The sequence below is a fragment of the Chryseobacterium sp. C3 genome (genome assembly GCF_014218905.1).
Classification (GTDB): domain Bacteria; phylum Bacteroidota; class Bacteroidia; order Flavobacteriales; family Weeksellaceae; genus Chryseobacterium; species Chryseobacterium mucoviscidosis.
On the sequence record NZ_JACLCU010000005.1, the window covers coordinates 272,903 to 294,508 of the forward strand.

Sequence of the window (21,606 nt, forward strand, 5' to 3'; positions counted from 1 at the left end):
ATTTTAAGGTTTTTTGGTTTAAAAAATTATTCTGCGCCTTCAGTTGCTTCAGCGTCAGCTTTTTTAGTTGTCTTTTTAGCAGGTTTTTCTGCTTTTTTAGCTCCTTCAAATCCTGTAATACCAGTAATCTGAATTTGAGTTAAAGATTGTCTGTGACCATTTTTCACTTTGTAACCTTTTCTTCTTTTCTTTTTGAAAACGATTACTTTATCAGCTTTTACATGATCCAGGATCTCTGCTTCTACAGTGATTCCGCTTACAGCTGGGGCGCCTACCGTGATTGCTCCGTTTACAGTAAGAAGTACTTTATCAAAAGATACTTTTCCTCCTTTATCTCCTTTTAAACGGTTTACAAACAACTTCTGGTCTTGCTCAACTTTGTATTGAAGCCCTGCTATTTCTACAATTGCAAACATTGTTTATAGATTTTTAGTTATTTCGAGGTGCAAATATAAGAAATATTTTCTAATCTGTTCAAATTCAATTCAATCTTTTTTAAAATAAAATTTTAACTATGTTTTGAATAATTTTTCACAATAAAGTGATATGAATTTCCGTTTAAATTTATATCTTCGTTTTCACCAAAATATTTATATATATGAAAAGAAAAATCCAATTCCCGATTCTTTTGGGAGCCATTGCTGTACTTTCTTTGTCAGCATGTAACGACGACACCATGGAAACGCCTGTACAACCAGAACAACAGGCAGAAAACCTGAAACCGGAACAGCCGAATGCTCTTGAAAAAGTTTGTTATTACGTAGATCAGTACTGGAGTTCTTCATCTGTATTGCTTACTTCACTACAGAATTCTGCAGACACCAACTTTATGAATTCCCAAATGACAAAAATTGCCAGTATGTGGGGAAGAAGCAACCCGACTTTAAGGTTTGTGAATGATCCTTCAAATTTTAACTCTACCTACAATGCTATTTCGTATTCTACAGGAAAAATCTATTACGGCTATGCCATTTATTATGATGCGAAAGCAAAGGGCGGAGATATTGTAAATGCGATGATTCTTGCTCATGAGTACGGTCATCAATTGCAATATATTTTCGGACTTCCTACGGTAACAGAATCCACAGCAAGACCCAACGAACTGGAAGCAGACGGCTTTGCAGGATATTACCTTAGAAGACCTAACGGCTACAACCAGACGAGTTTTGCACAGATTGCAGCCGCTTATGAATTTGCACAGAGCATCGGAGATTATCAGACCACAAGTCCGGGACACCACGGAACACCTCCGCAGAGAAGATCCGCAGTCCGTTTAGGATTTTTATTAGGACAGTACAGCCTTAGTGCAGCAGATTTCGATTACAACTTCTTCTATTATTATCAGGGAGTTTTAAACGGAACCTACAAAATGGCAAAAAACAGCAAGTATCCGGAACTTGATGCTTACATGAAGCAGTATCTTGATGAGCTGAAACAAATTCAGACCGGCGAAATTTCTGCTGAAGAATTTAAAAACTTAAAGTAAATCATCATTTTTGAAATATCTTTCTCTGGAGGCAGGACATTATTCCTGTCTCTTTTTCTTTATCCGGATATTCGTAAAGTTTCTTACTTTTGAAGCATCATACGTAACAAATGAACAGAGACCTCTATATTGATTTCGCAAAAGGACTGGCTACCATTTCCATTATCTTTATCCATACCGCTTTCTGGTCGGGACAGTTTTATATTCAGCCGGAAGTAAGGGTTTTCTCTTTAGTTTTCGATGTTGCCCTGTTTTATGCCTTAAGCGGAATTACATCCGGTTCCAATATCGAAAAAACATTATACAGACTGCTGAAACTGCAGATCACGTATATGATTTTTGTAACATTCCTCTTCTTTCTGGATTATTTCTTTAAAGTTTTCGGATTAACATTTTTTTCTCTGGAATGGCTGCAGAATTTTTATTCAACCTTCGGATCGAAGTATGCTACCACAAGTATTTCTACCGCTCCGCAATGGGAAAATTTGGGCAACTGGTATCTTCACCAATACATCAATGCAGACACTTTTCCGGTAGTTATGGGAAGCTTCTGGTATTTAAAAGTCTATTATATTTTAACGGTTTTCGGAGTTTTAATATTAAAATTCTTTCCGAAACATGTTAACTGGTTCATCGGACTTTGTGCCGGATTAACCTTATTATTTAATATTTTTCCGGAAATTTATCCTTCAGGACAGGTAGGATATGTTGCTTTTTACATGACTGTATTCCTAATTGGTAACAGAATGAAAGGCAAGAAAATTCCGGACAGGATGATTCCTTTACTGTATGGAATTGTTGCGGTGGCAATAACCGGACTGTTCGGGTTTTACGGACAGGAAATATTTTACAAAATCAATAAAAATAAATTTCCGCCACAAATCCCGTACATTATCTGGACTTTCTTCTCTTTGGTAACGCTTTTTGTTTTTTATAACCGATTAAAGATCACAAAAGAAAATGTGGTGACCTACATTGGTAAAAACGCGATATTTTTCTATTTCGCACAAGGGATAAGTTCTTCACTGGTTTACTTTTTAGTTGTTCCAATGAAGGGGAATATGCCTTGGTGGATTTTAATGATTTTAATTTACGGGATCAATATTATTCTGGCATTCATCATTTCAGCCGGCTTGAAAAAAGTTGATGAATGGGGTTGGAAAATATTAGAGTTTTTAAGAAGCAAAACGGCTTCTCATTAATCTCTGTTTCTTCCGCCTCTTGCAATAAGGGCAACAATAACGATTAAAACAACAGCTCCGATAATGATGTACGTTGGATTGGTGTACCATTCTGTTGTCGTGGTGGTTGTTTGTTCAGTGGTTACCGTTCCGCCGCCCGTTGCTGTTTCCTGAGCAAAGCTGAAAGCCGACATGAATAGAATAAGCATTGCCGAAAGTAAAGCTCCTGCTTTAGATTTTAAAGTGGTAATAGTTTCCATTGTTTATATTTTTAATTTGGTTTCTTAGTTAAAACAAATTAAATACCAAGATTTTTAAATTATTAAGAAAAATATTTTTTAAACATTCTGAATATTTAAATAAACTTTAATCGTATCGCAAATTATTTTAATTTTACAGAAAATTTTAAAACATGTTTAAGTTGAAACTTCCTACCGATCCAAGGTGGGCAAATATTGCTGAAGGAAACATTGAAGAAATTTTAACGGATCATGCATGGTGCGAGCAAAAAGCCGCTACCAACGCGATAGGATTAATTACCATGCTTCCCGAATATCCGGAAATTGTAACGGAACTTCTTGCCATCGCACAGGAAGAGCTGGAGCATTTTCGTCAGGTTCATGAAATTATAAAAAAAAGAGGATATACTTTCGGACGCACCCGAAAAGACGATTATGTGAATGAACTGGTAAATTTCATCCAGAAAGGTGGTAACAGAGACGACCTTATTGTAGATAAAATGCTGTTCGCCGCCATGATTGAAGCAAGAAGCTGTGAAAGATTTAAAGTTCTGACAGAAAATATTAAAGATGAAGAGCTTAAAACCTTCTACAGAGAACTGATGATTTCGGAAGCCAACCATTACACCACCTTCATCGGGTTTGCAAGACAGCTCGGAGACGAAGAAAAAGTAAACAAACGCTGGGAAGAATGGCTGGAATATGAAGCCAAAGTCATTCAGTCGTACGGAAAAGGCGAAAGCATCCACGGATAAATACTATAAGATTGAAAAAGCTGACGTTTGAAAATATTGCCAATTTTTTCCTGAAAAATTTCTTTCAGGGACTCGTGATTATTGGTCCGATCGGACTGACAATCTTTGTGATCTGGTATGTTGTAACGTCTATTGATAATATTATTCCTTCTGTTGCAAAGGAAATTCCAGGGCTCGTTTTCATCTCAACCATTCTATTTACCGCAATTTTAGGCTTTTTGGGAAATAAATTCGTGGTCGGAAGATTCTTTTTCGATGCAATGGATCGTCTTCTTGAAAAAACACCCGGTGTAAAGCACATTTATACTCCAACAAAAGATGTAATGTCCTCGTTTGTAGGAGACAAAAAAAAATTCAATGATCCTGTCTGGGTAAAAACCAACGAAAATCCTGAAATATGGAGAATTGGCTTTTTAACGCAAAAAGAAATGGCAGACGTTGAAAAACACAATTATGTAGCGGTATACCTCCCTCATTCTTATGCTATTTCGGGCTGGGTAATCATTACCGAAGAAAAAAACATTAAACCCGTTGTAGGGATGACAGCGGCTTCGGCAATGAAATTTGCGGTAAGCGGCGGTGTTGCAGGGTTCCATTCCGATGATAATATTTTCAAGGCACCGGAATAGTCTTTCTTTTTTACTTAAATACTATTGCAGAAGATCTTCTCTGCTATCATTTTCTTTATTTAGCTGAATACAGCACTAAAGAAAACTTTTATCCTGTTCATTAAAAGAATACATCTGATTTTTAGAATAAAATTTTTTCGCAGATTATTCATTTTTAATGAAAATTTTACAAATTAAAACAAAACTAACAACAATAAAAAAGATGGGCAAAGTTGCAATCATAGGAGCCGGTGTATCCGGTCTGAGTATGGCAAATTATTTGGAAAAAAATAATATCGACTATCATCTCTACGAAAGAAGAACCCCAAATGATCTGAAAGGACACGGATTTATCCTTCCCAAAGAAGGAATTGAACATCTTTCAGCCATTATTGATATTAATGACCTTTACGCAAAAGGAAGTTTTCTGAAAAAATACATCCATTATAACCAAAGCGGAGAAATTCTTTCCGAAAAAGATCTGGATGATGTTTTTGTGGTTTCCAGAAGCGCCCTGATCGAGATTCTTGCCAAAGGAATTCCTTCAGATAAAATTTCTTACAATTCAACGGTTGCGCTGAACGGATTTTCGGAGGGAAAAGCAGAAATTACACTGGACGAAAATACTATTCTGGAAGCAGATGTGGTTGTTGCTTCAGACGGATCAAGAAGCCGCATCAGAAGAACTATTTTTCAGGATGAAATCATGAAAGCCGTTCTGGAAAATGAAGTGGTAAACATCATTGAAAACGAAGAACTGGCGGGCAAAATCGAAAGCAATTTTCTGAAATTCCATCATGAAAACGGCGGACTTACTTTTGGCGTTTTAAAACTTTCATTCTCAAAAATCCTTTGGTACTGCCAGTTTGATATCACCAAACATTTCATCAACGAAGATTACACTCCGGATTGCATCAAGCAGTTTATGTTGGATAATTTTGGCAACTGGAATCCTCTGATTTCATCCATCATCGAAGGTTCAGGCTATGAAAATGCACACATCTGGAGAGTTTATGAGCTTGAAAAATTAAATCCTTTTTATCATCAGAATGTCGTTTTCATGGGCGATGCAGCACATCCATTAATTCCTTTTACAAGTCAGGGCGTTACCTCAGCGTTGAAAGACTCTTTCACTTTAACCCAACTTTTAGCCGAAGGAAATGATCTTCAGGAAACCTTCAGCAAATACGAAGAAGACCGGAAATCTGAAATCGAAATCCATATTAAAAACGGAAGAGCCCTGCTGGAACAATTTCTTTTACCTCTGAACGAACAGCCTAAAAACACTTTACCAATTTCATACAAATAAAATGTTTACAAACAACGATATCAATTTTGAAGCACTGAAAAGAAAAGCCTACAACGGAAGATGGGCAACTCTGGAAGAAGGAATTATCCCTTTAACAGCGGCAGATCCGGACTTCAGAATGTCTAAAGAAATAGAAAACGGAATTATAGAATATATTAAGGACGGCTATTTGAGTTATGGCCCATTCTCCGGACTTCCTGAGTTCAAAAAAAGTGTTGCAGAGCATTTTAATACGGGTAAAAAAGGCAGCTTTACGCCAGAAAATGTGTTGGCTGTTAACAGTGCCGCGATGGGAATGTATATGGTTGCCAAATATGTACTGAATCCCGGAGATGAAGCTATTATTTTCGATCCGGTGGATTTCCTTTTCAAAAAAACAGTGGATTCGGTTGGCGGAAACATTAAATTGTGCGCGGTAGATTCCAAAACAGGAGATATCGACTTTGAAATGTTGGTCTCCTTAATTTCTCCGAAAACAAAACTGATCAGCATCTGTAATCCTCACAATCCAGTCGGAAGAATATATTCCAGAGAGATTTTACAGAAGATTGCAGACATTGCGGCAGCTCATGATCTTTGGGTGATGAGCGATGAAATCTGGAGCGATATTGTGTATGATAAAAAAGAATTCAACACCTACTCTTCTGTTTCCGAGAATGCTAAAAAGAAAAGTTTTACCGTTTTCGGATTTTCAAAATCATTCGGAATTGCAGGATTGAGAATTGGTGCGGTTTTATGCAACGATCAGGAATTAATGGATGATTTCACAGAAAAATCCATGTTCAATTCTACCATCGAAGGCGTTTCTACATTATCGCAGATTGCAGCAAGCGTTGCCATTGATAAAGCAAAACCGTGGTTTAATGATTTTCTTACGCATTTACAGCACAACAGAGATTTAGCCCATAGTATGCTGAGCAATTCGGGCGTTCTAATTCCTAATCTTCCCGAAGCCACTTTTGTTATTTTTCCTAAAATCAACAACGGTATGTCGAGTGACGAATTTGCACAGCAAGTTTTAAAAGAAGGAAAAGTAGCGATTGTTCCCGGCTCGGAACGATGGTTCGGAAAAGGCGCTGAAGGACACGTAAGAATCTGTTTTTCAACCTCACAGGAAATCCTCACCGAAGGACTGAACAGAATAATCAATAGTTTTTAAAAAATACAGAAGCGGATTCAATAAAACTTGAATCCGTTTTTTTTCAAATATGTCTTACCCTAATTTCAAACTTAACTGCTTTTGCGATTTAATTAAAAAGGCTAAAACTTTTTCCCGAAAACTTTTTTTCTTTATTTAAAATACCATTCATTTTTTCCATGATATCATAATTTTTATTTAATTTAAATACATTTATCAAATAAAACCATATTTCATTAATGATTTAAAAACAAAAATTAATATTTTTGATATAATTGCTAATTTAAATCTAATACAATATGAAAATTAAATACATAAGTGCCTTTTTTCTTGGAGCATCTTCCGTTCTGTATTCTCAGCAGATTAATGACACCATATCAAAAGAGGGAAAAATTGATGAGGTTGCCATTACGGGAAGCCGGAATAAAAAAAGAACAGTTGTAGACACTCCGGTTCCGATTGACATCATCGACATTAAACAGGTAAGCCAGTCAACAGGGCAGATTGAAGTCAACCAGCTTTTACAGTTTTCAGCGCCTTCATTCAATTCCAATAAACAATCCGGATCAGACGGAGCGGATGCAGTAGATCCTGCAACATTAAGAGGACTTGGTCCCGATCAGACTTTGCTTTTGCTCAACGGAAAAAGATACCATCAGTCTTCATTAATCAATCTTTTTGGTACAAAAGGCCGTGGAAATACAGGATCGGATATGAATACGATTCCTGTAGGTGCGATAAAGAGAATTGAAGTTCTTCGTGACGGAGCATCGGCGCAATATGGTTCGGATGCGATTGCAGGAGTAATCAACGTTATTTTAAATGACCGTAATCATGGTTTTGAAGGCAATGCTTTTTATGGAGTGAATCTTTTTAAAAGTCCGGGAGATAAAGATGTGGTTTCTGACCGAAAAATAGACGGAAATACTTTTGATTTCTACGGAAACTACGGAACAAAAATAGGTTCTAAAGGCGGGTTCGGAAATTTTACGGCAGAATTTGTCAATAAAGAATATGCGATCCGTAATGCCAATCCTGAAAAATATGATGCTCCGAGACAAAGATTCGGGGATGCAAAATCACAGAATTTTTATTTTTTCGGAAATATTGAAATTCCAATATCCGATAATTTAAAATTTTATTCCAGACAGGGCTTTTCGCACAGAAATACAGACGCTTATGCATGGACAAGAAGCGCGGACGCAGACGGAAATATTCCACAGGTTTATCCTAATGGTTTTAATCCCGTTCAGGATACAAGCATTTCAGATTTCACGTTTGATAATGGTTTAAAATTCAAAGTGGCTAACTGGGAAGTGGATGCGTACAATGCGTTTGGAAGCAACAGATTTACCTATCAGATCGATCATACTATCAATGCAACATTAGGCGTAAGATCACCTACGAGTTTTGATGCGGGAGGACATTCTCTGCTGCAGAATACAACAGGTTTCAATGCAACCCGACAGTTTTCGATTCTGGAAGGGCTGAATGTGGCATTCGGTTCAGAATTCAGATATGAAAAATTCAATATTATCAAAGGTGAAGAAGCTTCTTACGCTATGTATGATGTGAATGGAAATGTCGTGACGGCAAGTACTCCTTCAACATTATTGGTAATCAATCCTTTAAGCGGAGATGTAAGACCGGGCGGTTCTCAGGGTTTTCCCGGATATTCTCAGGAAATTAACAAGTCCAGAAATAATTTTGCAGCGTATGTAGATACCGAACTCGATATTACCAAAAACTGGATGGTAAGCATTGCCGGAAGATTCGAAAATTATAATGATTTTGGAAGCACTTTGAACGGAAAACTGGCAACACGATACAAAATAACACCACAGTTTGCATTCCGAGGATCTTTTTCTACAGGCTTCAGAGCACCGTCTCTGGCTCAGAAATATTACAGTTTACAGTTTACCAATTTTCAGGGAGGAAGTCTGGTTACCATTCAATTGGCTTCTAATGACAGTAATCTGGCAAAAGCAGTCGGAATTCCGCAGCTCAAACAGGAGACTTCTGTGAATGGAAGCGCAGGATTCACTTTTAACACCGGAAAATTTACAGCAACAGTTGACGGCTACTACATCAAGGTAAAAGACAGAATTGTTTTAACAGGAAATTTCTCGCAGGATGATGATGCGATCGGAAATATTTTAATTGAAAACCGTATCGATCAGGCTCAGTTTTTCACCAACGCAATAGATACAAGAACTAAAGGGGTTGATGTTATTTTAAGTTTTAACGAAAATATCGGAAAAGGAAAACTGACAGCAACACTAGCCGGAAACTACAATGAAATGGAGATCACAAAAGTGAATACTTCCGACAGGCTGAAAGGAAAAGAAGACATTTATCTCAGCCCGAGAGAAAGAGCTTTTATCTTAGCTTCTGCACCGAAAACGAAGATCAATCTAAACCTGAATTATAAGATCAGTAAATTCAATGCTAATTTACAGTTGGTAAGATTTGATAAAGTGACTTTGGTAGGCTATAACGGACCGGACGATTACCAAATATACAATCCAAAAGTAACCACGGATCTTTCTTTCGGCTACGAATTTTCAAAAAATATTAGTCTGACGATCGGAAGTAAAAATCTCTTCAACCGATATCCTACGTTGCAAAGAGAGGCAGCTTCAGCCGGAAATACAGAATCAGGAGGTATTTTTGATCCTGTACAGATGGGATTTGCAGGAAGACAGGCTTTTGCAAGATTCAATTTCAAATTTTAATCTGCACAATAAACGCATTAAACTTTTATTTAACCACTGTTGACAAAAGGCTTCTGAATTCAGGAGCCTTTATTTTTTACAGAAAACCAATCTTTTGACTCTTAAAATTTTAACTATTAATTTGGTAATTTTCGCTATACCAATGCACTCTAGTATTAAAACAATTGATAAAACTTATTTAAACTATTTCAGAATTAACCACCAAAGAATGTTAAGGTGAATTTCTATAATAACCAATGCGCTCAAAAGGAATAAAAATTAAAGATTTTTAAAAACTATTGTGATCTTTTTGATTTATAACTGTTGACTTTGAATAGAAGTTTAGTTCATCTTTTGTGACTTTTGCGGTTAAACAAAAGCCTTAATAATCTTATATTCAATAATTTAAAATAATTAAAGAACTTTAAATCAAAAAATTATATTACAAAATTTGTTTGTTTAAATTTTTATTCTACATTTGTAGAAACAAATAACAAATCGTAGAATATGAAAGAAATAAAACTGACCGATTCTGAGAAAGATCTCATGGAAATTCTTTGGGAAAAAGAAAAAGTTTTCATGAAGGACATTTTAGAATCCTACCCTGAACCAAAACCTGCCACTACAACTATTGCCACCCTTCTGAAAAGAATGCAAAATAAGGATTTTGTTGGCTACAAATTGTATGGAAATTCCCGCGAATATTATCCAAAGATCGCGAAAGGAGACTATTTCAAAGAAGAAATGTCTTCCATGATTGACCGTTTTTTCAACAGTTCCGTAACGCAGTTTGCATCGTTTTTTACGTCCAATGCAAAGCTTTCCAAAAAACAGCTGAAAGAACTCCGTGAAATTATCGACCAGCAAATCGACGAAAAATGATGATCGTTTTAAAAATAATTCTGTGTTCTTCCTTGCTTTTGACCGTATATTACGTGTTTTTGCAGAAGGAGAAAATGTATGGTTTCAACAGGTTTTACCTTTTGTTTTCCCTTCTATTTTCTTACACCGTTCCATTCATTTCCATTCAATCGGAAGCTCAAAAACCTGTTAATCGTTTGCAGAAAACGATTGAAGCAACACAGCAGGTTATGGACATTACGCCGAAACAGGAAAGTTTTAACTGGATGAATCTGATTTGGATCTTGTACGGAATAGTAACATTTATTTTCCTGACAAGAACTATTATTTCATATGTAAAAATTAAAAATCTGAAGGGTGAAAAAATGATCTATCAGAATCAAAATATCATCATCACCAATGTAAACATTTCTCCTTTCAGTTTCTGGAATACGATTTATTTAGGAAAAAACTATCTGAAAAACCATGAAATAGATTCCAGAATATTTCTTCACGAAAAGAGTCATCTGGAACAGAAACACAGCATTGATATTATTATTGTTGAAATCATAAAGGCTTTTACGTGGTTCAATCCGTCTGTGCATTTCTACAAAAAAGCAATAATTACCAATCATGAATTTCTGGCAGATGAATCTGTTTTAAAAAACAATTTTGCCATAAAAGACTATCAGAATTTAATTCTGGAAAAAATTATTTCAAGCCAAAACTATAACCTTACGCATACATTCAATTTCAAAAACACCAAAAAACGATTTATTATGATGAACACCAAAAAATCTAAGCTGACAGACTTAAAAAAAGTAATCAGCATTCCGGTTTTGCTGATTGCTTTCGGACTATTCGTGCAGAAAACCTACGCCACTCCGATGGAGAAGATGATCGAAAAAACGCAGGAAACAATATCAGAACCTGTGAAAAAACAGATTGCTGAAAGTAATGAACCAATTACTGATGTTGTTAAAAACAAATCTTTAAACCCTGAAAGTGGAATTACTGAGCAGTTAAGTGAAAACATGATTAATGGAGGAGTTTTTCAGGATACCATCCGACCGAAAGAGGGTAAAAACATGGCAACAAAAGATGAGGCAACACTGCTTCCTCAATATCCGGGAGGAATTAATGAAATGAGGAATAAAATGGCGAAAGCATTTGACGCGTCTAAAATGAATCTAGGCAAAGAAACGTATAGAACTGAGATTAACTATACTGTTCTGGAAGACGGAAATATTGCGGATGTGAAAGCATCAGGAAACAATGAAGCATTTAATGCAGAAGCAGTAATTTCTTTCAAAAAAGCCAATGAAAACATCGTCTGGAAGCCCGCAGAAAAAGATGGAAAACCTGTTCGTTACAGCATGAGAATTCCGCTAATGATGTCTTTTCAAAATTAGGATTGATTTTTTAAAATAAAAACAGCATTCAGATTGGGTGCTGTTTTTGTTTTACATATAGTCATTCGTCTATTTTAATGAATCTATGGTATGAAATAGTTCCCGATGTCAAATATATCTTTCGTATTTTTGTTAGGATAACATCACAATTTTTATGAATTTTAAACTTCAATCAGAATATAAACCTACCGGAGATCAGCCACAAGCGATAGAAAAGCTCACCGAAGGAATCGAAATCGGGGAAAAATACCAAACGCTTTTAGGAGTTACCGGATCCGGAAAAACATTTACCGTTGCCAATGTGGTGCAGAATGTCCAAAAGCCGACTTTGGTTTTAGCTCATAACAAAACTTTGGCGGCACAGCTTTTCATGGAGTTTAAAGAATTCTTCCCTGAAAATGCCGTTGAATATTTTGTAAGTTACTACGATTATTATCAACCCGAAGCTTACATCGCCACAACCGGAACTTACATCGAAAAAGACCTGAGTATCAACGAAGAAGTTGAAAAACTAAGACTTTCCGCAACCGCGAGTTTACTTTCCGGAAGACGGGACGTTCTGATTGTTGCTTCCGTATCATGCATTTATGGTATCGGAAACCCGACAGAATTTCACAAATCTTTAATTTCCATTGCAATTGGAGAAAAAGTGACAAGAACTGCACTTCTTCACTCTTTAGTTAATGCACTATACTCCAGAACCTTAAACGAGTTCCAAAGAGGAACATTCCGTGTGAAAGGAGATGTGATTGATGTTTTCCCTGCTTATGCGGATAACGCAATGAGAATTCAGTTTTTCGGGGATGAAATTGAAAAAATCCAGAGTTTTGATCCGGTTTCGGGAAATGTGACAGGAGCTTTTGAACAGATTCAGATTTATCCTGCCAATCTTTTTGTAACATCAAAAGAAACTTTGAACGGCGCAATTCGCGATATTCAGGATGATCTGGTAAAGCAGGTTGATTTTTTCAATTCTATTGAAAAACCACTGGAAGCCAAAAGATTACAGGAAAGAACCGAACTCGATTTGGAGATGATTAAAGAGCTGGGTTACTGTTCCGGAATTGAAAATTATTCGAGGTATCTCGACGGAAGATTGCCGGGAACAAGACCTTTCTGTTTATTGGATTATTTCCCTAAAGATTATTTGATGGTGATTGACGAGAGCCACGTTACGGTTCCGCAGGTTCATGCGATGTACGGAGGCGACCGTAGCCGCAAAGAAGCTTTGGTGGAATACGGATTCAGGCTTCCTGCCGCAATGGATAACCGTCCTTTGAAATTTGAAGAATTTGAAGCGATTCAGAATCAGGTTATTTATGTTTCCGCAACTCCGGCAGATTATGAACTGGAAAAAACAGGCGGTGCCTATATTGAGCAGATTATTCGTCCGACCGGACTTTTAGATCCGATTATAGAAATCCGTCCTACCCAGAATCAGATTGATGATTTAATGGAGGAAATCCAGAAGAGAGCGGATCTTGACGAAAGGGTTCTGGTAACGACGTTAACCAAGAAAATGGCGGAGGAATTAACAAAATATTTTACCAAATTCGGGATCAGAACACGGTACATCCATTCCGATGTAGAAACTTTGGAACGTATCCAGATCATGCAGGATCTGCGTGTGGGACTTTTTGATGTTTTAATCGGGGTAAATTTATTGCGAGAAGGTCTGGATTTGCCGGAAGTGTCTTTAGTAGCGATTCTGGATGCGGATAAAGAAGGGATGTTGAGAAGCCGAAGATCGATGATCCAAACCGTTGGTCGTGCCGCGAGAAATCTTAACGGAAGAGCGATTATGTACGCTGATAAGATCACCAAATCGATGCAGGCAACGCTTGATGAGACTGAATACCGCCGTGCAAAACAAATGCAGTACAACGAAGAACACGGCAAAGTTCCGGTGGCTTTAAATAAGAAGATTTCTGAAAGCCTTGTCGGAAGAAGCAAAGATTTTCCGGATGAAAAATATACTCAAAAAGAAATTTTACAGAAAGTTGCTGAAGCCAAAGCAAGCTACACTTCTGAAGACATGGAAAAAGTAATCGCGCAAAAGCAGAAGGAAATGGAAGCTGCTGCGAAAAATCTTGATTTCATTAAAGCCGCGAAATTAAGGGATGAAATTGCTGCTTTGAAGGAGTAATAAAGGATAATAAAAAGTTTCGGCGGCATCTTCGATGCCGCCGAAACTTTATGCTAAAATTTATATGTTTTCGTTTTAGGCTTTTCAAAATTCATACTTCCTCCCCGAATTGGAGTCAGCAAATCCATTAGACCGTTTAATTTTATTTCGTAAATCGTTGCTAACTGCATTCCCAACTTTCCTTTGGGCATTCCTGTTCTGGCAAACCATTCCAGATAGCTTATCGGCAGATCCGCGAGAACCGTTCCTTGGTATTTCCCGAAAGGCATTTTTACGACACAGATCTCTTTTAAAATTTCAGGGTTTATTCCGTCTTCCATTTTATACCATTAAATCGATTTTATCCTCCAGAGCATTGTCATTTCCCGGAAGCTTAAGTTCAGGAGTATCATCATCCGAAAATTCGTTTCTGTATACCTGAATTAAAAGCAAAGTTAATGAAATTAAAATAGGACCGAAAACCAATCCCATAAATCCGAATAAATTCATTCCCATAATAATCCCGAAAACCGTATTTAAAGGATGAATATCTTCCAACTTTTTGAGAAGGGTAAAACGCAGTACATTATCTGTTAATCCGACAACAATAAGGCAATAGGCAGCCAGCCCGAGTCCCGCTCCCGTATTTCCTTCCGCAATCATATAAACGCAGACAGGAACATAAACAATTGCTGCTCCCACAACGGGAATCATAGAAGCTGCCGCCGTTAATGCAAAAAGCAAAACTGCACTTGGCGCACCAAAAATAAAGTATCCTACTAAAGCAACAACCCCCTGTCCGAGAGCAACAACGGGAATTCCGATCGCATTTGCCATAATCAGCTTTCTCATTTTTTCTCCGATCATAGATACATTCGATCTTTTCAAAGGCGCTGAAGAGGATAGAATTCTCTCGAATAAACGAGGTTTTGCCAACATAAAATAAAGAATAAAATACACCGACATTACTACGGTGAGTGTATTTACGGTTCCGCTGAGTGCTTTGGTAGAAAACTGTCCTACACTGCTTTTCAGCTTATCCATATTTTCTTTACTTAAAATATCAAACCCTACTTTATCGAAAATATAAGTATGAATTTTTTCCAGAAATACATTAAACTTATCCATGTAAGCCTGCGCATTTCCCAGTTTTTCAATTAAAAGATCTCCTATAAAATAAATCGGGAGAATGAGAATTATAAGACTGGCAAACATCAAGGTTAATGAAGCAAGCCAGGGTTTCCATTTTTTTTCTTCCTGAAGGTAAAAGTTATACTTTCTGCAAACGACATAAATGGTGATTGCTCCCAATACGGAAGGGATAAAAAGCGCAAGATTATAACAGATTAATGCCGCCAATATCAAAATAATTGCCAACAGAAATACCTGCTTTATTTTTACACTGCTTATTTGTTCATTTTTATTCATTAGTTGTTTATTATTTGTCTTGGTTTTCCTAAATGGGCACAGTAAGTAGAATACATGACGATCATGATAAAAGGAAAAGTAGCTATGATGCCTATACAGCAAAGAACAATTCCGCTTATACTAATTAATCCGCCCAAAAGACCTGCACCTAAAAACGTACCGTAATTTTCTTTTGCGATGTTAAAAGTCTTGCTGATTGCATCTATTGCATTTGCATTCTCAAACAAAAGAATAGGATAACCTAAAAGAAAAAGTGGATAAACAAACAAGAACGGGATCCCGCACAGTGCTGCGGAAATACCAAAAATAATTGTAGTGCATAAGCAGTACAGAAGGATATTTCCTAAATTTTGACGATACCCGATAAAAAGATCAGAAAATTCTATTGCATTTTTAGTATTAAACTTATTGGCTATATAGATTAATCCTACGTAAATAGGAGAAAACAGAATGCCAAAAAAACTTGAAACAGAATAATATAAAGAAGCTCCCGGTCGGGTTAAATAATTATATTGAGAAAAATCGCCATCCTCAATATTGCTGAAACCGCTAAAGCCTTCCCAGGAATTATAACCTGTAACAGACTGTAATACAAAATCGCCAATTATATAAACGATCATCGCAGCGATCGCATAAAGAAAAATTCCTTTATAGATTTCGAAAGCATGAGAAATTATAGACCCTGTATTCCTTTCCGGAACAGAACCCTGCTGATCAAATTCATCAAATTCTGACATGGTGTGATTTTTTAATGTTGTTACTACCAAATTAATCTTTTTTTGGCAGAAATAATATTAATATCACTTCAAATTTATTCCTTTTCGGAGAAAATGGTTTTGTAAAGCGAATAAATCATCGCATTCCAGAAAGGAAATGTAAATAAACCTCCTACAAAAAACAGGGTAAATCCTATGTATTTAAAAATTACCGCAACCATCACACACACAAATATTTCCAGAAAATACATCTTCAATGCTTTAAAATTTAAAGAAATAGATTCGAAGATAGTTCGGTTCATGAAAAACATCATTGGAGCGACAAATATTGTGATACAAACCCAGATAACAGGCAAAATTAAGGTATTGAAGATCATAGCATAGATCAAAAACCAAAAAAGACCGTAGGAAATATATCTGAAAAAATTCGTCCCGCTGTAACCCGCCAGTAAATCACTGATCTCAATTTTTTCTTTTAAATCAATCTTTCTGAAAATCTGAAAAAATCCAAGATTTAAAGGGTAAAGGAAAACCAGTGTTCCCAGTAAAGCATAGCTGAAGTATCGAGAACTATCCGTTTGTCCAAGTTCTGCTGCTTTTGCCAGATAAGCATCCATTCCGTTTTGGTAGGCTTCCATAAGTTGCTGCTGCTGCTCCAATACCCCGAATTTTTCTGCAAAGAAAAACATTGAGGTGAAAAATATGGCAAAGTATAGCACCGAAAACATCAGCTGAAAAATCAGCGTCTTATTCCAGTAGAAAAATGCCTGCTTCAGTATAAAATCTAATCCCCGGTTTCTGTGGATATTTGTTTTCCATTAAAAAAATTTTGTGCAAAAGTAAACATCAATAATTACTTTTGCGGAATGTTTTCGGCGAATCATCAAAAATTTACAGAAATGGATGAACTTTCACTACAGAAAGTTCCCTACTTTTTTATCATTGATTTTCTTACGGAGAATGTTGAAATCTTTAAAGAAGATGAAATTGAAAATTCGGGCTTATTAATTGATTTTCAAAACTTTTCAACCATACAAACAGAGCCTCATTTAAACAAAAAAGTAGAATGGATTTCTTATCCTGAAACGTTGGAAAGCTTTAAAAAAGGATTTGATAAAGTTCAGAAAAATATTCGCTTCGGAAATTCTTATCTGGTAAATTATACCCGAAAAACCAAAATTGAGACGAATTTGACGCTGGAAGAAATATTTTATCATTCTTCTGCGAAATATAAAGTTTTTTATAAAGATTTTTTCGTATTTTTTTCTCCTGAAACTTTTGTAAAGATCATCGACGGAAAAATTTCCACCTATCCCATGAAAGGCACAATTGATGCGTCTTTAGATAATGCCGCTGAAATTCTTAAGAACGATAAAAAGGAAAAAGCAGAGCATTACACGGTGGTAGATTTGCTCCGAAATGATCTGAGCATGGTAGCAGACGATGTGAAAGTCGACAAGTTTCAGTACATCGATTTCATCAAAACAAAGCAAAAAGATTTATATGCCATGAGTTCCGAAATTTCAGGAAACATCAAACCTGAATTTAATGGAAAACTGGGAAGCATCATGAAAAAACTGCTTCCTGCAGGTTCTATTTTGGGAGCTCCTAAACCTAAAACACTGGAAATTATTCTGGATGCAGAAGGTTATGAAAGAGGATATTATACAGGCGTTTGCGGTTGGTTTGACGGAAAAAATGTCGACAGTTGTGTAATGATCCGTTTTATTGAAAAAGAAGGAGAAGAACTTTTCTTTAAAAGCGGAGGCGGAATTACACACATGAGCAGGTTAGAAGACGAATATCAGGAAATGAAAAACAAAATCTATGTCCCAATTCATTGAAAGCATTAAAGTAGAAGATCAGGAAATTTTTTTATTGGAATTTCATCAAAAGCGTGTAGACCAGACTTTCGCCCATTTTGGAAAGGAAGGCACCATAGATATTGCCAAGATTTATAAGCATCTTGAGCATGATGAGGACGGACTTTTCAAGCTGAGAATCGTGTATGATCTTGATAAGAAAATCCGCACACAGATGATTCCTTATGCGATTCCTGAAATTGACGATTTTCAGTTGGTTGAAAACAACAGCTACGATTATTCTTTTAAATTTGAAGACCGGAAAGAGCTCGAAAAGATGAAGATGAAATCCAAAGCCGAAGAAATCATCATCGTTAAAAACAATCACATTACAGACACTTCCTACTCTAACCTTTTATTTTTAAAAGGAAAAGACTGGTTTACTCCTTCAACGTATCTTCTGAATGGTGTACAGAGACAAAATCTTTTAAAACACAAAAAAGTAAAAGAAGCCGAGATCACTTTACAGAACATCAAGCAATTTTCTCATTTCCAAATCATTAACGCGATGAATGATTTTGACGAAAATTTCATTTATCCTTTGGACAGGATTATCAATCTGCCGGGAAATGAAGAATATCTGGATCTTTAATTCTCTTTCAGAAAGTTAAAATACGATTTTTGTATATCTGCATTATGCAAAGCCTGCGTATTGATTTCCAATATTTTAGGCTGAACATCCGGTTTAAAGAAATTTTCAAGAACACGGTCTAAAGTTACCTCTTCATCTACTCTTGTGTAGGAGAATCCGAAATGTTTGGCTAAATACTCGGCATTTTTATGATGTTTTGTAGCGATAAATTCGTCTAACGTATTCGGATTGGCATTTCCCGGTCCCGGAATAATTTTGAAGATATTACCTTCGCCGTTATTAAAAATCATGATTCTTACAAACGGAGGAATGTACTGATTCCAAAGTCCGTTAATGTCATAGAAAAAACTTAAATCTCCGGTAATCAACAAAGTAGGATTAGAATTTTTGATTGCAAAGCCCATTGCTGTAGAAGTGGAACCATCGATTCCGCTCGTTCCTCTGTTGCAGTAAATTCTTCTTTTGCCGTAATCGAAAAGCTGTGCATAGCGTATTGCCGAACTGTTGCTGAAATGAATATTGTAATTTTCAGGAACAATCTGTGCTGTTTTATTGAAAAAATAAAAATCTGAAAAATCTACGGAATTTAAGAACTTTTCATGCTTTGCATCTTTTTTATCTCTTAAAACATCCCAAAGGTTAAAATAAGGCTTAGGCTCAAGATTAACGAATTTCAATAATTTAGAAAAGAAGGTTTCCGGTTTTACCTCAATTTTTTCAGTTAGAGCAAAATAGGTATCGGGTTGCCAGACAGGATCAAGATGCCAATGCTGTTTGGGTTTAGCTTTTCTTAAAAACTGTTTCACCTTTTTGGAAACAACATTCTGTCCCACTGTAATCAGCAAATCCGGTGCATACATTTTAAAATCTTCTTCCGTGAAATTGAAAACGTACCGGTCTATATGCCTGAAAAATTTTTCGTGGTATAAATTTGAATTCGCTTCGCTCAAAACCACAACCGTATGATTTTTAACCAACTGCGTTAGCTGATTTTCCAATTCCGGACTGTGATCTTTGGTTCCCACAAGAATCATGATTCTTTGCGAAGTATTCCAGTCTGCAACAAGGTTAGAAGGAATTTCATATTCTTTCTGTTTGATTGTTTTTTCAACCGTCGGGAAAGTCGGCAATTCTGAAATTAATTCATACAAAGGTTCTTCGAGAGGAATATTGATGTGAACCGGACCCTGTTTTTCAATACAAAGTTCAATGGCTTTTTTAATGATATCAAAATTAATATCTTCCGCATTTTCCTTTCCGTCTTCCAAAAGCTGAAAATCTCCGTAAGAATGCTGATGAAAAAGATTATTCTGACGGATCGTCTGTCCGTCGAAAATATCCACATAATCCGTTGGTCTGTCAGCTGTTAACACCAAAAGCGGGATATTGGAATAAAAAGCTTCCGTGATCGCCGGATAATAATTTACAGAAGCCGAACCACTTGTACAGGTAACTGCAACAGGTTTTTTCTCGCTCATCGCCATTCCCATTCCTACAAAAGCCGCACTTCTTTCGTCCACAATACTGTAACAGTTGAAACTGTCGATCTCTGAAAAATGAATCGCCAAAGGTGCATTTCTGGATCCCGGGGAAACAATGATATCTGAAATTCCGTATTGCTGAAGAAGGTGTGCAAGTATCTGAATACTTCTTTTGGAAGAATATTTTTTCATAATACAAATTTAATTTATAAATGCGTAACACGAAATAATTTTTAATTTAAAAATCTGTAATTTAGCAGTTCGTAAATTTCTAAAAATGGATAAAATACCTAGTGTAGACCTGCGTGATTTCCTTTCGGGTGACCCGGAACGCAAACAGAAATTTGTAAATGAAATCGGAAAAGCTTATGAAGAAATTGGTTTTGTAGCCTTAAAAGGCCATTTTCTTGATGACAAATTGGTGGATGAACTGTATGGAGAGGTAAGAAACTTTTTTGAATTGCCAACGGAAACGAAACAGAAGTATGAGATTCCGGGAATTGGCGGACAAAGAGGCTATGTAGGATTCGGTAAGGAGACTGCAAAAGGCTTCAAAAAAGGAGACTTGAAAGAGTTTTGGCATTTCGGACAATATGTGTCTGATGATTCCCAATACAAAAGCGAGTATCCGGACAATGTAATCGTTGAAGAACTTCCAAAATTCAACGAAGTAGGGAAAGAAGCTTTCCAAATGTTGGAAAAAACAGGACAGTATGTTCTGAGAGCTTTAGCGCTGTATCTTGGTCTTGATGAATTTTATTTTGATGATAAAATTGCAGAAGGGAACTCTATTTTAAGACCCATTCATTATCCTCCGATCACGGAAGAGCCGAACGACGCAGTAAGAGCTGCAGCTCACGGAGATATTAATCTTATTACCCTTTTGATGGGTTCTCAGGGAAAAGGTCTTCAGGTTCAGAATCATAACGGAGAATGGATCGATGCGATTGCAGAACCGGACGAACTGATGATTAACGTTGGAGATATGCTTTCGAGACATACCAACAACAAACTGAAGTCTACGATTCACAGAGTGGTAAATCCGCCAAGAGAATTGTGGGGAACTTCAAGATATTCAATTCCTTTCTTTATGCATCCCGTGAGTTCAATGTCACTGAATGCTTTGGAAAACTGTGTAGACGAAAACAATCCTAAACTGTATGAAGATACAACAGCAGGAGAATTTTTACACGAAAGATTAATTGAATTAGGATTAATTAAAAAATAAATACAGACCGGGTAATTTGCCCGGTTTTCTGTTTTTAGGGAAAATATATAAGAAAGGAAGGCAACAAACACCTTCCTTTTTTATTATCCTGTAATACAATAGAACTCAGGACAAGGTGTGGATTGTGTAAAAGTTCCCCACGGACAGATACAGGTATAAGCATCTCCTCCGCCGCCGGGATTTCCCGGATCCCCTCCCGGATCCTGATACGGTACACATTTTCCGCCAGAACAGATTTCATTTGCGCCACAGCCGCCCGAACCGGGACCGCCTCCTTCAATACAATACGCAGGACCATAGCCCGCAGAAATTCTTTTTTTGTCTTCTCTTGAAAGCTTTTTAAAATTTTTCATAGTTTTTGATTTGATGTACTCCTACTCTTTCAGCTTTTCGGAAACCGCTTTATTATGATAAGTGTTTAACTATAAAATTCTAAAAATATTATTCACTAATATAGGAAAATTCATTCATATTTTATTTCTATTAAAAAAT

The 21,606-nt window shown here is 36.5% G+C and carries 21 protein-coding genes; 13 read left to right on the top strand and 8 right to left on the bottom strand.

Annotated features, from left to right (window positions below; translation table 11 throughout):
• Nucleotides 1–26 precede the first annotated feature (26 nt).
• A complete protein-coding gene (gene rplU / locus H6W53_RS13170) occupies nucleotides 27–416 on the bottom strand; it encodes a 50S ribosomal protein L21 (RefSeq protein WP_185207426.1) in 390 nt (129 codons plus the stop codon).
• 182 nt (nucleotides 417–598) lie between these two features.
• On the opposite strand from rplU, the gene H6W53_RS13175 reads away from it, so the two are divergent.
• Both H6W53_RS13175 and H6W53_RS13180 read left to right on the top strand, forming a co-directional pair.
• Entirely contained in the window at nucleotides 599–1,486 is an 888-nt protein-coding gene (locus tag H6W53_RS13175) for a metalloprotease (RefSeq protein ID WP_185207428.1), read from the top strand.
• 110 nt (nucleotides 1,487–1,596) lie between these two features.
• Complete coding sequence (locus tag H6W53_RS13180; protein WP_185207430.1) at nucleotides 1,597–2,688, top strand: acyltransferase family protein; 1,092 nt, start codon at nucleotides 1,597–1,599, stop codon at nucleotides 2,686–2,688.
• Here the strand turns inward: H6W53_RS13180 and H6W53_RS13185 are convergent.
• Complete coding sequence (locus H6W53_RS13185; protein ID WP_116098355.1) at nucleotides 2,685–2,927, bottom strand: hypothetical protein; 243 nt, start codon at nucleotides 2,925–2,927, stop codon at nucleotides 2,685–2,687. The two genes, H6W53_RS13180 and H6W53_RS13185, sit on opposite strands and share 4 nt — an antisense overlap.
• A gap of 152 nt (nucleotides 2,928–3,079) precedes the next feature.
• Here H6W53_RS13185 and H6W53_RS13190 point away from each other — a divergent pair, with 152 nt between their 5' ends.
• The 8 genes from H6W53_RS13190 (at nucleotide 3,080) to uvrB (ending at nucleotide 13,828) form a co-directional block, all read left to right on the top strand.
• Nucleotides 3,080–3,661, top strand: a complete 582-nt coding sequence (locus tag H6W53_RS13190; RefSeq protein WP_087706880.1) for a tRNA-(ms[2]io[6]A)-hydroxylase — start codon at nucleotides 3,080–3,082, stop codon at nucleotides 3,659–3,661.
• An 11-nt stretch (nucleotides 3,662–3,672) separates the two neighbouring features.
• On the top strand, nucleotides 3,673–4,290 hold the full coding sequence (locus H6W53_RS13195) for a DUF502 domain-containing protein (protein WP_185207432.1): 618 nt from the start codon (nucleotides 3,673–3,675) through the stop codon (nucleotides 4,288–4,290).
• A 202-nt stretch (nucleotides 4,291–4,492) separates the two neighbouring features.
• Nucleotides 4,493–5,578, top strand: coding sequence for an FAD-dependent oxidoreductase (locus H6W53_RS13200; protein ID WP_185207434.1), 1,086 nt, complete (start codon nucleotides 4,493–4,495; stop codon nucleotides 5,576–5,578).
• 1 nt (nucleotide 5,579) lies between these two features.
• Nucleotides 5,580–6,737: a pyridoxal phosphate-dependent aminotransferase gene (locus tag H6W53_RS13205; protein WP_185207436.1), complete on the top strand. Its 1,158-nt coding sequence runs from the start codon at nucleotides 5,580–5,582 to the stop codon at nucleotides 6,735–6,737.
• Between the two features lie 278 nt (nucleotides 6,738–7,015).
• Entirely contained in the window at nucleotides 7,016–9,451 is a 2,436-nt protein-coding gene (locus tag H6W53_RS13210) for a TonB-dependent receptor plug domain-containing protein (protein ID WP_185207438.1), read from the top strand.
• Between the two features lie 486 nt (nucleotides 9,452–9,937).
• Nucleotides 9,938–10,312, top strand: coding sequence for a BlaI/MecI/CopY family transcriptional regulator (locus tag H6W53_RS13215; RefSeq protein WP_185207440.1), 375 nt, complete (start codon nucleotides 9,938–9,940; stop codon nucleotides 10,310–10,312).
• Nucleotides 10,309–11,682 (top strand): M56 family metallopeptidase, encoded by a 1,374-nt coding sequence (locus H6W53_RS13220; protein ID WP_185207442.1) that lies wholly within the window; start codon nucleotides 10,309–10,311, stop codon nucleotides 11,680–11,682. The genes H6W53_RS13215 and H6W53_RS13220 overlap by 4 nt, the downstream gene beginning before the upstream one ends.
• A 154-nt stretch (nucleotides 11,683–11,836) precedes the next feature.
• Nucleotides 11,837–13,828: an excinuclease ABC subunit UvrB gene (gene uvrB / locus H6W53_RS13225; protein WP_185207444.1), complete on the top strand. Its 1,992-nt coding sequence runs from the start codon at nucleotides 11,837–11,839 to the stop codon at nucleotides 13,826–13,828.
• A gap of 53 nt (nucleotides 13,829–13,881) precedes the next feature.
• Here the strand turns inward: uvrB and H6W53_RS13230 are convergent, their stop codons facing one another.
• The 4 genes from H6W53_RS13230 to H6W53_RS13245 all read right to left on the bottom strand — a co-directional run bounded on the left by H6W53_RS13230 (nucleotide 13,882) and on the right by H6W53_RS13245 (nucleotide 16,640).
• Nucleotides 13,882–14,136: a DUF3820 family protein gene (locus H6W53_RS13230; protein WP_185207699.1), complete on the bottom strand. Its 255-nt coding sequence runs from the start codon at nucleotides 14,134–14,136 to the stop codon at nucleotides 13,882–13,884.
• Between the two features lie 13 nt (nucleotides 14,137–14,149).
• Complete coding sequence (locus tag H6W53_RS13235) at nucleotides 14,150–15,235, bottom strand: AI-2E family transporter (RefSeq protein WP_087706906.1); 1,086 nt, start codon at nucleotides 15,233–15,235, stop codon at nucleotides 14,150–14,152.
• The gene (locus H6W53_RS13240; protein WP_185207447.1) at nucleotides 15,235–15,972 is read right to left on the bottom strand and encodes a beta-carotene 15,15'-monooxygenase; all 738 of its coding nucleotides are present in this window, start codon (nucleotides 15,970–15,972) and stop codon (nucleotides 15,235–15,237) included. Before H6W53_RS13240 ends, H6W53_RS13235 begins: the two co-directional genes overlap by 1 nt.
• A 74-nt stretch (nucleotides 15,973–16,046) precedes the next feature.
• Complete coding sequence (locus tag H6W53_RS13245; RefSeq protein WP_228457797.1) at nucleotides 16,047–16,640, bottom strand: hypothetical protein; 594 nt, start codon at nucleotides 16,638–16,640, stop codon at nucleotides 16,047–16,049.
• A 177-nt stretch (nucleotides 16,641–16,817) separates the two neighbouring features.
• On the opposite strand from H6W53_RS13245, the gene H6W53_RS13250 reads away from it, so the two are divergent.
• Both H6W53_RS13250 and H6W53_RS13255 read left to right on the top strand, forming a co-directional pair.
• On the top strand, nucleotides 16,818–17,795 hold the full coding sequence (locus tag H6W53_RS13250) for an aminodeoxychorismate synthase component I (protein ID WP_185207448.1): 978 nt from the start codon (nucleotides 16,818–16,820) through the stop codon (nucleotides 17,793–17,795).
• Nucleotides 17,779–18,405, top strand: coding sequence for an aminotransferase class IV (locus tag H6W53_RS13255; protein WP_076391262.1), 627 nt, complete (start codon nucleotides 17,779–17,781; stop codon nucleotides 18,403–18,405). Before H6W53_RS13250 ends, H6W53_RS13255 begins: the two co-directional genes overlap by 17 nt.
• On the opposite strand, the gene menD is transcribed toward H6W53_RS13255, so the two are convergent.
• The gene (menD, locus tag H6W53_RS13260) at nucleotides 18,402–20,078 is read right to left on the bottom strand and encodes a 2-succinyl-5-enolpyruvyl-6-hydroxy-3-cyclohexene-1-carboxylic-acid synthase (RefSeq protein WP_185207450.1); all 1,677 of its coding nucleotides are present in this window, start codon (nucleotides 20,076–20,078) and stop codon (nucleotides 18,402–18,404) included. The genes H6W53_RS13255 and menD overlap by 4 nt on opposite strands.
• A gap of 85 nt (nucleotides 20,079–20,163) precedes the next feature.
• Here menD and H6W53_RS13265 point away from each other — a divergent pair, with 85 nt between their 5' ends.
• Complete coding sequence (locus H6W53_RS13265; protein ID WP_185207452.1) at nucleotides 20,164–21,114, top strand: isopenicillin N synthase family dioxygenase; 951 nt, start codon at nucleotides 20,164–20,166, stop codon at nucleotides 21,112–21,114.
• A gap of 83 nt (nucleotides 21,115–21,197) precedes the next feature.
• Here the strand turns inward: H6W53_RS13265 and H6W53_RS13270 are convergent, their stop codons facing one another.
• Nucleotides 21,198–21,467: a bacteriocin-like protein gene (locus H6W53_RS13270; protein WP_185207454.1), complete on the bottom strand. Its 270-nt coding sequence runs from the start codon at nucleotides 21,465–21,467 to the stop codon at nucleotides 21,198–21,200.
• Nucleotides 21,468–21,606 lie beyond the last annotated feature (139 nt).